Origin of the sequence: Mesorhizobium sp. M1409 (genome assembly GCF_040317535.1) — a bacterium.
Classification (GTDB): domain Bacteria; phylum Pseudomonadota; class Alphaproteobacteria; order Rhizobiales; family Rhizobiaceae; genus Mesorhizobium.
Genome location: NZ_JAMYKV010000091.1, coordinates 1 through 12,916, shown reverse-complemented (window position 1 = coordinate 12,916; position 12,916 = coordinate 1). Strand labels below are relative to the sequence as shown.

Here is a 12,916-nt window from a genome sequence, read left to right as displayed (position 1 = left end):
CTGGGTGGATATCGGGTACAACATCCCGCTTCGAAGTGGAGCGAGTTTCAGATAGTGCATCGATTCTCGCCAGGTCCTCTTCGGTAAATTCGGGAAAGTCATCGGACTTTGCTTCTGATGGGCTCCATACCCGCTGCGTACCCTGCCCACGGCCCGCAGGATTGGCACGCAACCCGTCCGCGCCCGCGGCAAAATCCTCCTCCGGGAAAACCTCGTCCCGCCTGACTGGCTCGATCGGCCTATAAACATCTTGTGAGACTTCCACCAAAAGCTTTGGACGTCGAGGCTTCTGTTGCTGAGCTTGTCTGTCTCCGGGGTAGGTGGAAGTACTGGCTCCCTCATGGCCAGTTCTAAGCCGCTTCACAATATGAGAGTCTTCGTTGAACAAAGTTTCCTTTTCGGCGGAGCTGGGGCGAAGTTCTGAGGATTGGGCAGTGTGCGAAGGTCCTACCCCGGTCTGCTCTAAAATTCTCTTCTCTCCCAGTTGCGCTTTCGGTGCGGTTGGGAGAGATGAGAATGTGCGAGCGGCCAAGCGCTGATTTAGTTCGTCGTATCCACCCCACTCGTTTCTAACCAAAATCCTATCAGACGAAATTGATTGGGGAATTTGGCCCGTCGGTTCGCCCATGGAAATCCTTTCGCCAGCAAGAAAGGTCCTACCGTTTCCGCCATCAACTAGTACGGCTGGCAAGGCAGCAGGTGGATGTGAAGCGAGACTATGTGGTAATTGACCTTCGCTCATCGTCCTCGTAAACAGTGCGCCTTTATTCCGTTCTGACCGCGCCTTGAGCAAGGCAGGCGTTTCATACCCGTTACCATCTTCCAACCGAATGAGGACGTTCATTTTGCTCCTGTTGCGATTGATGTGGGGATATTTGTCGCGATCGCGAACCATTCGATTATAGTCCTCGATCGGCCTATAAACACCTTCTGAGACTTCCACCAAAAGCTTTGGACGTTGAGGCTTCTGTTGCTGAGCTTGTCTGTCTTCGGGGTAGGTGGAAGTACTGGCTCCCTCATGGCCAGTTCTAAGCCGCTTCACAATGTGAGAGTCTTCGTTGAACAAAGTTTCCTTTTCGGCGGAGCTGTGGCGAAGCTCTGAGGATTGGGCAGTGTGCGAAGGGGATTGGGCAGTGTGCGAAGGTCCTGCCCCGGTCTGCTCTAAAATTCTCTTCTCAAAGCTTTCTGTAATATCCGCCATCATAGTAAGTCGCTGGTTTTCTAACTCCTTCAAAAAAGCCTCTTCGAAATTCACTTCTCGAAAATCTCTGGGATTACTCCGATTGGCGCTAATCAAGGCAACATCGCGCTGCAAGTTCAGCAAAAGCTTGTGCGAATAAGCTCGCAAGAAGACGCTTCGCGTAGGTTGCCTATCTAGGTCGCCGTCCTCATTCAGCGCTTCCATAACCTTTGTCCAATAGGTCCGCACCGGTACGCGTGCAGAATCTGGATGCTGGGCAAATGCTCTGCTGTTCTCAACTCTATTCCAAACGTCTTTAATCCATTGTCTTTGGTTCACGTCCATGGGCCGGTTGCGGGCAATCATCAGCGCTCTCATCGCGCCCGGTTTATGCCGCCAGTTCGAGCGACCATGGCTGTCCACGATTTGTTCATTTTCGAAAACTGTTGAACCATCTCGGCGGACAACGGAAATCTGATCAAAAAGCTTATGCCTTTCAACCTCAAAAGCCACGCGCGGCCATAGCGAGTAATAGTGCTCATGTGTCTCCGCATCCGGCAATACGGTAGACGCAACAAAACGACTTGCCAAGGCTTTATCAAAGCGGTCATGGATTGCCGTAAAACTAGTCGTTCTATCCGTGGCGATGATGTTGAGCTCTGTTCTGTAGCCACTTGAGCGAGCCCGCTCAAGCAACCTGCTGTAGTGCTTGGGTGGAAAGCATGACTCTAAGATTATGTTTACACGGTTGCTTATGCTGCGGTTGGCGAGTTGATCACACCATTCTGCGACCGCGGACCGATCTGTTTCCGCCAGCGAATGGGAGCCTTCTAAAAGGGCCGCGTTATTGCCCGGAATATAGGTGTTGAGGTCGTCCGCGATGATGACTTGGGTAGCTTGTCCGGCAAATTGACTTCTGATTTGCCGGATCATCGTGCTCTTGCCTGCACCCGTCTGACCGCTTACCACCGTGAAGGTCGGATTGTCGACAGGAGGTCCATTTGCGCCGATCGCGGGGATAATTTCGGCGTCAAAAATCTCCTGTGCAGACCATGACGGCAATCCTTCCCGCATTCCGTCCTCAGGCTTCACGCCCGCCCGCCCTTTCGAACTTCGTAAGCCATGGATCGATGACGGTCTTGACGAAGTCGTCTATCTCCTCGGCCAATCTTGCCGCGTCAATGGCATTCCCGCTTAAGAGATTTAGCCTGCCCGAATATTGCAAGCGCTGTCTGTTCGCTTTTTCACACAACGACGAGGATTCGCTGAAGCGTTCGGGACCACTGTACTTAAAGGTGATCAGTCTTGGGGTGAGCGTTCCGAGCCAATCGTGCGTGTCATTGACGATCTCAAATGCTCGCTTGTCCCGGTAGCGCCCTGTAAGCCCGAGAACGCTACCCAGACGAACATCCAAACGGGGAGTCATATGCCGCCCTCCTTGTGGAATTTGCTAAAAGCATACTACGCAGTAAGAGCATCCTTTGCCTACGCTTTTCTTGTTACAATTGAAAATAGAGAGAACTATGATGGCATAGTTCGACGGTCGGCATAAACGGCGAAGATGAACAACGTCGATCCGCTGGCCTGGCTCACCCGAACCCTCGAGCGCAGCGCCAACGGGTGGCCGAGCAGCGAAATCGACGCACTCATGCCGTGAAACTACGCCGGCTGAACGGTCTCAGCTTGTCGCTTACGATCCAGATGAAGTGCAAAGCCCTTGCGTGGTCGCGGCGGACGTTTGCCATTCCGACGCTCGCGGCCCTTGTTGACCTGTGCCTTATATTGCTGCTCGTCGTCGGTGCTTGGGGAGCCGAGCTTTTTCGACCGCCGGCCGAAGCAGGCGCGATCGAAGGCCTTCAGGATCTGCGTCAGCCGATGCGCTCATCAGCATCGGCGTTTCGTGCCTTGAGATCAGCGACCTCGCTCTCCAGGGCATCGGCCCACGCCGCCCGATCGGCTCTGGCAAGCTTTCTTGCGGGTTGCCCGAAACGACGCTCGGACGCGGCCGTGGTTGAAGGCGCTTCTCGCCAGAAAACCATTCAAGGTTGCAGCTGTCGTGCAGGCCAACAAGACGGCGCGGATCATCTGGGCGCTTCTGAACCAGGGCGGGATCGACCGGCGTGCCGCTCCATTGGCGATTACCGCGGCCGCTGTCTGATGGACGCAATGACGTGATCTGACCGGCGCAGGCTGGCAGACGGCAAGGTGAAATAACAGGCGATGAACCCATGCGACGAAATCCCGAAACGGTGAAGCTGCTGCCCCCAATGCGCTCAAGCGCGTAAACTCGGTTCAGCTCGTCGTCGCGGATCTCAGCAAGGCCGGCGGCCATGTTCCGCGCGCAAAGGCCGGACATATGCCCGCACCGTGCCAATATATGAAATCGACTGAAAGTGAGCGTCACGAGCACCCCATCTTGCCTGAGGGCTATGCACTGGGGCGTTGTTGCGTGGATCACCCGGCGACTGATATAGAGCGGTGGTTCTCACTCTCCGGATCTGGATTTTGACGATGCCGCACAAGTTCAATGCCGATCGGCGGGACAAGATTGCCAAGCAGAAATATCAGGTGACGAATTGGCCGGCATATAATGAAAGCCTGCGTCAACGTGGTGATTTGACCATCTGGGTGAAGGATGAGGCCCTGTCTTTATGGACGGCGCGGAGGCGGACATCGCGGGGTGGTCAGCCGAAATACTCGGATCTGGCGATTACGTTGTGCTTGACCCTGCGCGTCGTCTACGGGCTGGCGTTGCGCCAGACCCAAGGCTTGATGCGCAGTGTCGCGGCGCTGATGGGGTTCGATATTGCCGTGCCTGACTTCTCCACCCTGTCTCGCCGGAGCAAAGAGCTGGCGTTGCCGTCGACAAAGTCCCGAGCCACAACATCAGGTCCGGTCGATCTGGTTGTCGACAGCACCGGCTTGAAGGTCTTCGGCGAGGGCGAGTGGCTGGAAAACAAGCACAAAACCAAGGCCAAACGCAAAAGATGGCGCAAACTGCACCTTGGTCTCAATCTTGTCAGTGGTGAGATTGTTTGTAAGGGCCACGGCGCTCCCCTCGTGCGGGGCATGAGGTGAATGTGCGAAGAATCCCCCCGATCGCGAGAGACGGAGGGCCTACGTGGGAGCAGACGGCAAAATGGACGTCCATTTGGACGTCCCAACAGCTGGCTACGCAGGCCGGCTCGAGGTTCTGGACGGTCCAACGGGACGGCGGGTTCGCTCGGAGGCCGATAGAGCCCGGATTTCGGCCGAGAGCCTGATGCCGGGGGTGTAGGTGGCGGCGGTCGCACGCAAGCATGGCGCGACCCGCTGGCAGGTCTATGATTGGCGGCGTCGCCTTCGTCAGGGACAACTGGCACTGCCGGAAGCATGGCGCCGATGTTCGCGCAGCTGATGGTGGACGAAACCATCGGCGCCTCAGCGGAGGATGAGGCCATCGAAATCGACACCGGCGAAGGTGGAAATCGTGATCGACGACATGGTGATCCGAACGGCGGTTGACCTCGAGCAGCTGTCGCAGGTGATCCGAGCGGTTCGGGCCTCGCGATGATTGCACCGGGCGCCGATCTCAAGATCTGCGTGGCGACCCCGGCCGGTTGACTTCCGGCGCGGCATGGACGGATTGGCATTGGCTGTGCAGGAGATGCTAGGCCTCGACCCATACTGTGGGGCAGCCTTCGTCTTCCGGGCCAAAAGGGCTGACAGGATCAAGATTTTGGTCTGGGATCGCACCGGCCTTGTGCTCATTCACAAGCGGCTCGAGGGCTCGAAATTCGTCTGGCCGCAGGTTCGCGACGGGGTGATGCGCATGTCGCCGGCGATGTTCGCGGCCTTGTTCGAAGGGCTGGACTGGAGACTGGTTCGCCCCGAGCGGGCACGGCGTCCGCAGTTGGCCGGATGAGTGTGGCACAGTGACTCAGCTGCGTTGTCTCCGATGGCGTTCTCGGAGATCAGGTGGTTGACTTAGTGCATGAATCTGACGGTTCTCCAGGAAGAGAACGAGCGTTTGAAGGCGCTCTTGGCCCAGACGCAAGCGACCCTGGCCGAGCACCAGGCTGCCTTAGCTGCATCCGAGGAGGCGCGCCGCCGGCTGGAGAGCGTCGTCAGCCAGCTCAATCACGAGAAGTTCGGCGCCAAGTCCGAGAAGCTGCATCCCGATCAATACCACCTGCCACTCGAAGACGTGGAGATCGCGCAGGGCGTGCTCGATGCCGCGCAGGAAAAGGCGCAGCGGGTCATCCGGGGGCGTTCGGACGGCTCGTCCGGTTCGCCCCAGCGCAATCGTGGCCACTTGCCTGCCCATCTGCCGCGGGTGGAGCGGATCATCGAGCCCAGGAGCACGCTGTGTCCGTGCGGCTGCGGCGAGATGGCCAGGATCGGCGAGGATGTCAGCGAGCGGCTCGACGCAATCCCGGCGCAACTGCGCGTGCTGGTCACGCGGCGCCTGAAATACGCTTGCCGGCGCTGCTCGGGCGCCGTCGTGCAGGCGCATGCGCCCGAGCATATCGTGCCCGGCCTGCCGACCGAGGCGCTGATCGCCCAAGTCATCGTCGCCAAGTTCGGTGATCATTTGCCATTCTACCGGCAGGCCGAGATCTACGCCCGCCAGGGCATCCAGCTGGATCGGGCGACATTGGGCAACTGGGCAGGCCGGGCCTGCTTCCATCTCAAGCCCATAGCCGACCACATGCGCGGGCATCTGGCTGCGGCCGCGCACCTGTTCATGGATGAGACCCGGCACCGGTGCTCGATCCCGGACGCGGCAAGGTCAAGAAGGGCTTCTTCTGGGCAATCGCTTCCGATGAGCGCGGCCATGGTGGCCAAGGCCCGCCCATCGTGCTGTTCCACTATGCGCCGGGACGCGGCGGCGAGCATGCCGAGCGCTTCCTTCAAGGCTTCGGCGGACAATTCCTGCAGGTTGACGCCTATGAGGGCTATGACCGGCTGACACGCCTGGAGCGGCCACGAGGACCATGGATGCTCGTCCATTGCTGGAGCCACCTGCGCCGACGTTTTGTGAAGCTGGCGCGCAACACCAAGCCCCCGATCGCCGAAGCCGCCGTGCGCCAGATCGCTACGCTCGAGGCGACGGTGCGCGGCATGACGCCACAAGCTCGGCTCGCCGCCCGACAGCAGTACTCCACCACGATCATCGCCGCCTTGAAGCCGTGGTTTGAAAAGCAATTGTCGATGATCTCCTCGGGCTCAAAGCTGGCCGAAGACATCCGCTATGGTCTTGCCCATTGGGAAGGGCTAACTCGCTTCCTCGGCGACGGCCGGCTTGAGCTCGACACCAACCCAGTCGAAAACGCCATCCGACCACTATGCTTGACCAGAAAAAATGCCCTGTTTGCAGGTCACGAAGTCGGGGCCGAAAATTGGGCGCTGCTCTCATCCGTTGTGGCGACTTGCAAGCTCAACGACGTCAGCCCCGTCGCCTACCTTGCCGAAACCCTCGACGCCATCATCATCGGCCATCCGCAGAGCCACATCGAGGAACTCATGCCTTGGCGATTCCGGAAGACGTCAAGCCCAAATCCATAACCCTTCTGTGGCGACGTGTTCGTGTTCCGCGCCAAGCGTCTCGATCGACTTCGCTGCATTTACTGGGACGGATCAGGCACGATCCTGGTGACGAAGTGGCTTGAGGCGGGCAAGTTCGTTTGGCCGCCGATCCGCGAGGGCTCAATGCAGATGAGTGCCCAGGAGTTCTCGCTTTTGCTGACCGGTATTGACTGGACGCGCGTCAAACAAAACGCGGTGAAGAGGCCTCAAAAGTAGGCTGATCCTATTGGTTTTGCTTGAGGATTCAGGCTCATATGGTAGGGTCTGCCATGCCGCTTCGACCCGATCCCTTGCCCCAGGATGCTGCGCAATTGATCCGGATCATTCTCTCGCTCGGCGAAGAGAACGCCGATCTCAAAGCGCGCGTTGCCTTCCTCGAGGGCCAGCTCTTTGGGCCAAAATCGGAGAAGATGACGACGATCGACCCGACGCAGGTGACGCGCGATCTGGGCGATCTCAGCGACATTCCCGAGGCGGCCAATGACGATGTTGCACCCGTGGCTGAAGGGTCAAAGCAGCAGCGACGATTGCCGTCACGCAACAACGGCCGTTTACCAAGCACCTCCCGCGGTATGAAGAGCTCATCGAGCCGGAGAGCAAGATTTGCCCGTGCTGCTCGTTCGAACTGCATTGCGTCGGCACGGGCGTGAGTGAGGCGCTCGACATCGTGCTGGCGGTTGTCCGGGTAAAGCGGACGATCCGGCCGCGTTATGCATGCCGGGCCTGCGAAAGCGTTGTTGTGCAAGCGCCCGCGCCGGCACGGGTGATGGACGGGGGCATGGTGACCACGGCGTTTGCCGCGCATGTCGCCGTTTCGAAGTTTGCTTGGCATTTGCCGCTGCATCGCCAGGCGCAGATGCTTGCCTCCTGCGGCGTGATCATCGATCGCGGCACGCTCGGCGCCTGGGTGACGCGGGTCGCCTGGTGGCTCGAGCTTCTCTACGATGCGCTTACCGCCTTCATCCGCTCCCAGCCTAGAGTGTTCTGTGACGAGACGCCGCTTCCGCGGTTCGATCCGGGGCGCATGGTCCGGCGCCGCCGGCGGTGGCCTATACTTTTGCCGAAAGCCGCAGCGCTCGCGAGGTCGAGGGGCAACTGTCGTTGTTTGCCGGCGTGCTTCAGGTTGATGGCTATCAAGCCTATAAAACTTTGGCCAAGCGCAGGGGGAAGAGCAATGTCGCCCCCATGCGGCTGGCGTTCTGCCTTGCTCACGCACGACGCAAGTTCGTCGATGTCGTCAAGCTGACCGGCTCTTTGGAGGCGCTGTCGATCCTGGCCAGGATCGCCGAGGTCTATCGCATCGAGGCGAAACTGCGCGGCGAAAGTGCCGATACCCGGCTCACGGTACGGCGTCGCGAGACAGCATCATGAGAGAACTGAAGGTCCAGCTCAGCGAACTGAGCGAAGAGGTGTCGTCAAAATCGGCGCTTGGGAAGGCCGTCTTCTACGCGCTCAATCATTGGAGCGGACTGGCAGCCTTCCTGGAGGATGGCCGGATCGAAGTGGACTCCAATGTGGTCGAGCGCTCAATGAAATCGGTGGCTCTGACGAGGAAGAATTCGTTTTTCGTGGGCAACGAACGCGGTGGCAAGTCCTTCGCGGTCCTGGCATCGGTCGTCAACACAGCAAAACTTAACGGCGTGGATCCTGAAATCTGGCTTGCCGATGTGCTGGAACGCATCATCTCCGGCAAAGTGAAAGCCAACCGGATGGAAAGCCTCTTGCCGTGGGCTTGGAAGGCGGAACGCGAGGACATTGCAGATCAGGAGCGACGGGCGGCATGACAGAGAGCAGCCAGGGGACGGCGGCACGACCGAAGCTCGATGACGAGGCGTTCGAAGCCTTCATCAGGCCACGTCGTCCAGTGTCACCGATCTGGTCGATGAGCGGCCTCGACGACTATCTCACGGCTCTCATCATCGGCCCGAGGTTTATCGACCCACGTCAGTGACGGCCCGGAAGCCCTGAACCCGCCAGTAGAAACAACCGAGCATCGGGCCGTGCAGACCATCGGTGCGGAATACAACCGGATATCGGCGAGCCTCGGCGAAACGCCGAAAGACCACCGGCCCAGGTTCACCAAGATCGATGATCTAACTTTGATGCCATGGACTGGGACGTCTGCTTCCTGATAGGAACCGGGTTCGCCCCCAAGCTGTGGCGGCCCGTCATTCGCGGCCATGCCGTCACCGGCGATATCATCGCGCCAATCCGCAAACTCAGCGAGACGAAACGGCCCGCCACTCACGAGGATGCTGCTGCGGTCGGCGAAGCCCTCGTCAACATCCGAAGCTACTTCATGCCAACGCGCGCAAAGCAGAAGTCCTGAAACAACGGACGGCTCCTCGTCTCAACAGACTAAAGCCGTGGGCTGCTCGTCGCGCTCACATCCGAACAGGCAATAGTATGTCTATGGCCTGAGCTTGCAGCGAGTATATCGGCACGGCATCTCAAGCGCTGCGGATAGGAGGCGCTGAATGTCTTCCTTTGAATAGAGATAAGGCCGTGCCCGCTTCGGGCGAAAGGGTAGCAACCCGTCTGGGGGAATCTGGGTCCTCGGGTCAGCGGCCTGGCCAACCGGGCAACCGGGCAAATCCAACGGTCGGGGCGAACTCAGGACGACCGGAGAAGACTTGGGGCACGGTCATATCAGCTTCGCCGCTGCTTACGCACGAGTACACAAATGCGCAAATACACAAACAAAGAAAGACTACAAAGCCATATATCCTGCCAAGCCAAGCCAAGCCAAGCCAAGCGCCCTGACGACCTCTCGGTTGATGCTTCAGACCCGCCTCGTGTATGTTTTTTTGCCTACCAACCTTGCAAACTCCTGTGTTTCGAACAGGAGTTTCGAGGGAGTCCCAACTAACCAACTAACTATTGTCCCGAAGTGGTGATTGCGATGGACTTGCGGCCATACGATGGCGTCATCTCTGCTACATCTGTATCGAGTAAGTACCATCGGCGATGGTGCACTAACGTCGAACGCGAAGACATGCAGCATTTCCTAGCGATCGTTCGGACGGACCGCTTCAGTTGCCAAGAGGAAGGTGTATGGGTCCGCGATACGATGAATGGGAATTGCGACATCGTGGCCCATGGACAGATGAGTTGGCCCTCCCTATGCCCTCCACCGACTGGCCAAGTGCGTCTGGTTGGGATGATTAGGGTCGCCGCCGCTAATACGCGAATGTTGGTCCTGGCTCCGCGTTGAAATACATTCGGTTATTTAATCTCCATTTCCGTCTGTCGAGTTTGTTGGTCATATTATTTTTGTTTCCAGTTTCGTTGGTTTATGTCTTTTTTGCTCCGGGCGTTGTGTTTTGTGTCGTTCACTGTGCTCAAAATAAAAGTCAGGAAATTTTGTACGTCTATCTGGAGTGCGCCCCTCGGACCGGACAAGGTCAAGCCGCAGTTTTGACCATCTGCCGGGCGTGTTGGTCCTCGAACTGTTGCGGGCTGAGATAGCCGAGCGCTGAGTGCAATCGGCGGGTGTTGTAAACCTCATCAATGAAGCGGGGAAGGTCCTCAGCGACGTCGGCGAAGGTTTCGTAGGCCATCGGATAGACGGCTTCGACCTTCATCGTCTTCATGAAGCTTTCCGCTTTCGCATTATCGTAGGGATTGCCGCGCCGGCCCATCGATCCAATAAGATCGTGCTCGGCGAGAACGTTGCGGTAGAGGAGTGCGGCATATTGCGAGCCTCGGTCCGAGTGATGGACGCAGCCCGGCGGGGGTTTTCGTCGTTCGATTGCCGCCTTCAATGCTGCAACGGTCAAGCGCGCGTCGATCGACCGACCGATGGCGTAACCAACGACCTTGCGTGACCAGGCATCCAAAATGACTGCAACGTAGACGAAGCCCACCGCAATCGTCACGTATGTTATGTCGCTCACCCAGAGCTGGTTCGGGCCGTCGGGTGTCACGTTCTTCGCCAAGTTCGGGAAGACCGGCAACTCGTGATGGCTGTCCGTAGTGGCGATGAAGCGCCGCCTGATCCTGGGCTGCAGATCGTGCTCGCGCATCAACCGTCTGACCTTCTTGTGGTTGACGACGATGCCGCGCTGCCGCAGCGCCGCCTGCATGCGGCGATAGCCGTAAGCTTCGAAGCTGTCGGAGATCTCACCCATCGTCTCGACGAGCGCTGTGTCATCCACGGCGGTTTCGGGCTGATCGTAGTAGGTTGATCGCGCGATCCCCATCAGCCGGCATCCTTCAGCGATGGAGACATCGCCGGGCCGGTGATCACGGATGTAGTCCCGCTTCTCGGACGTGGTGCGCTTTTCAGAGCCCCCTTTAGAAACTCAATTTCCAAGGCTTGCCGGCCTACCAGCCGCTCCAGCGCTGCGATCCGCGCCTCATAGGTCTGCATAGTGTCGGCCGCCGCCACGTCTTCGTCGAAGGAGCCAGCCTCGTATTTCTGAACCCAGATGCGGATCAGGTTACGCGGCAGTTCGTGCCGCTTGGCGAGACCATGCAGCGTCTCGCCGGACAGGAACTCCTGTGCTACCTGACGTTTGAACTCGATGCTGTGCGTGCGATAAGTCACCATGGGCTTCCATCCTTCGAAAGCCCGGCTTCCAAGTCAATTCTGCTTGTTCATCCTGTCCGGCCCGAGGGGCGCACTCCAATCTTCCTCTCCGCTTTCTTCTCATTTGCATTGAGCCATTTTTATGGGTTAATGGATACACTGTTATACGCGATGAATAGGTGGCAAACGCAAATCGTGCTTCGTAATGCCACCCAACATAACGGACTGCATGACAATGAGATCTGATGATCTAAGCCAATATTATTGTCTGCTTGTACTTTAATAATCTATTAGCATGAATCTAGCATCCGACCTCCGGCACTAAATAACTCACTAAGTGATGTAAACTTCGCCTCGGTTTTTGGACGCGGCAACTCCCGCGCTGAGCGAAATTAAAACGGAGGCCGTACGGCCTCCGTTCTCTTTTGCGCGGAAGTGCCGCGACCAAAAACCGAGGCGAAGTTTACATCGAAATATGCCGCCGCAGCGGCACACGGTTCAAGCGGCTCGGCTACCGAGCGATCACTCGTCCTAAACTTGATTGTTTATAAGAGGCGCCATCTCAAATGACCTTAATTGGGGGCAAATAAGCAGCGCGCTCACCACTGAAATAAACGACACATTTATTAAAAGGTCCCAGCTTTATTTCTAAAACACATCACATACCCGTCGCATATGACGGTTATAATACAACATTAAGAGCTCATAGAGCAAACCATAATGCAGAAACACAAAACGCACAACATCACAAATACGCGCCAGGCCGATCTGTGGCAGCTTTGATCACTGCAGTATCGCCTTCCCCCATGCCACCATGTTCGGCTGCACGCCGCCAACGGCAGCCACGAACCAGTCGCGCCCCAAACTAGCGCAAGCAGCCGGAGGTTGGGCCGGAGATTGGGGCGATACCAGCATGGTGAGCCCTTCAAAGCTCTTATTAGCAACAGCAGTGCGGGCATCCTGCTCAGTCATATAGTGGTACGTTATGGGACCAGCAGCGTGCTGAATATTGTATATATTCAGGCTGGCCGCGATCAGGCTCTTCAGCACGCCAGGTGTATCATCGGTGATTGGGTCGCCAACCTCCCAAGGCATCGCGAGGAAGAAAAGGGGACAGCCGTTTAGTTTTGCTCTTGATTGACGAAGAAAGAAGGATTGTGGTGATAGCAAGAGTAACGGTTGGGGTATAAATACACGTATGGGATGCTTCGTAACCTTTTGCCCTTGCAAAAGGTTACGTGCTTCTTGGGCGAGGGTGACACACGACGATCCTCGTATAAGGGAATGGACAAATACTGTTCTAGCGGCGGACTACGACAGAAATAGTAACATATTCTGTGCAGCCATTCGCGCTCGCTATAGTTCAAGGGGCCCAGCTTTTCACGTTCTGAACAGGGCTACCCGGATTGCTAATTCAACAACACGTCACATCTTTCCAAGAGCAAGTTGCCGATACGAATTCTGGAGGAGCCAGGTCAGTGCCGCTCCTCGAACACTGACGAAAGTGACAGGGGTTGGCATTGGAAAACGACAGAAAATGACATCCCTGATGTAAACGTCGCCTCGGCTTTGGACACGCGAACCCGGGAGTGGCGGGCCCCGCCTAGCTCGGGCCCGCCGCAGGCGGGCCTCGAGCT

General features: G+C 57.6%; 9 protein-coding genes and 7 pseudogenes. 10 read left to right on the top strand and 6 right to left on the bottom strand.

Annotated features, from left to right (window positions below):
- Together NKG99_RS34195 and NKG99_RS34190 are read right to left on the bottom strand one after the other, a co-directional pair.
- The coding region (locus NKG99_RS34195) for a zeta toxin family protein (protein WP_352873792.1) at nt 1-2,272 on the bottom strand (2,272 nt) is incomplete at its 3' end.
- Complete coding sequence (locus NKG99_RS34190; protein WP_352873790.1) at nt 2,262-2,606, bottom strand: hypothetical protein; 345 nt, start codon at nt 2,604-2,606, stop codon at nt 2,262-2,264. The genes NKG99_RS34190 and NKG99_RS34195, both read right to left, overlap by 11 nt.
- A 126-nt stretch (nt 2,607-2,732) precedes the next feature.
- Between NKG99_RS34190 and NKG99_RS34185 the strand changes: the two are divergent.
- Nucleotides 2,733-2,837, top strand: a pseudogene (locus tag NKG99_RS34185) (transposase domain-containing protein); the annotation flags it as partial.
- A gap of 35 nt (nt 2,838-2,872) precedes the next feature.
- Here NKG99_RS34185 and NKG99_RS34180 read toward each other — a convergent pair.
- Nucleotides 2,873-3,156: pseudogene (locus NKG99_RS34180) on the bottom strand (IS66 family transposase); the annotation flags it as partial.
- Between the two features lie 535 nt (nt 3,157-3,691).
- Here NKG99_RS34180 and NKG99_RS34170 point away from each other — a divergent pair.
- From NKG99_RS34170 to NKG99_RS36110, 9 genes and pseudogenes are all read left to right on the top strand, one after another.
- On the top strand, nt 3,692-4,258 hold the full coding sequence (locus NKG99_RS34170) for an IS5 family transposase (RefSeq protein ID WP_352873788.1): 567 nt from the start codon (nt 3,692-3,694) through the stop codon (nt 4,256-4,258).
- A gap of 303 nt (nt 4,259-4,561) precedes the next feature.
- Nucleotides 4,562-4,684, top strand: coding sequence for a hypothetical protein (locus tag NKG99_RS34165; protein WP_352873786.1), 123 nt, complete (start codon nt 4,562-4,564; stop codon nt 4,682-4,684).
- 45 nt (nt 4,685-4,729) lie between these two features.
- A pseudogene (gene tnpB / locus NKG99_RS34160) lies at nt 4,730-5,084 on the top strand (IS66 family insertion sequence element accessory protein TnpB).
- 69 nt (nt 5,085-5,153) lie between these two features.
- Nucleotides 5,154-6,586 (top strand): annotated as a pseudogene (gene tnpC, locus NKG99_RS34155) (IS66 family transposase); the annotation flags it as partial.
- Entirely contained in the window at nt 6,584-6,727 is a 144-nt protein-coding gene (locus NKG99_RS34150) for a transposase domain-containing protein (RefSeq protein ID WP_352873795.1), read from the top strand. The pseudogene tnpC (NKG99_RS34155) and the gene NKG99_RS34150, both read left to right, overlap by 3 nt.
- Nucleotides 6,728-6,964: pseudogene (gene tnpB, locus NKG99_RS34145) on the top strand (IS66 family insertion sequence element accessory protein TnpB); the annotation flags it as partial.
- 53 nt (nt 6,965-7,017) lie between these two features.
- Nucleotides 7,018-8,532: pseudogene (gene tnpC / locus NKG99_RS34140) on the top strand (IS66 family transposase).
- Nucleotides 8,529-9,077, top strand: a pseudogene (locus tag NKG99_RS34135) (UPF0149 family protein). The pseudogenes tnpC (NKG99_RS34140) and NKG99_RS34135 overlap by 4 nt, the downstream one beginning before the upstream one ends.
- 573 nt (nt 9,078-9,650) lie before the next feature.
- Entirely contained in the window at nt 9,651-9,962 is a 312-nt protein-coding gene (locus NKG99_RS36110) for a RolB family protein (protein WP_502894704.1), read from the top strand.
- A gap of 190 nt (nt 9,963-10,152) precedes the next feature.
- Here the strand turns inward: NKG99_RS36110 and NKG99_RS34130 are convergent, their stop codons facing one another.
- The 3 genes from NKG99_RS34130 to NKG99_RS34120 form a co-directional block, all read right to left on the bottom strand.
- Nucleotides 10,153-10,971 carry an IS3 family transposase gene (locus NKG99_RS34130; RefSeq protein WP_352873793.1) on the bottom strand — a complete coding sequence of 273 codons (819 nt, stop codon included), beginning with the start codon at nt 10,969-10,971 and terminating at the stop codon, nt 10,153-10,155.
- A complete protein-coding gene (locus NKG99_RS34125; protein WP_352612007.1) occupies nt 10,950-11,300 on the bottom strand; it encodes a transposase in 351 nt (116 codons plus the stop codon). Before NKG99_RS34125 ends, NKG99_RS34130 begins: the two co-directional genes overlap by 22 nt.
- A 762-nt stretch (nt 11,301-12,062) precedes the next feature.
- Nucleotides 12,063-12,329 carry a hypothetical protein gene (locus NKG99_RS34120; RefSeq protein ID WP_352873784.1) on the bottom strand — a complete coding sequence of 89 codons (267 nt, stop codon included), beginning with the start codon at nt 12,327-12,329 and terminating at the stop codon, nt 12,063-12,065.
- Nucleotides 12,330-12,916 lie beyond the last annotated feature (587 nt).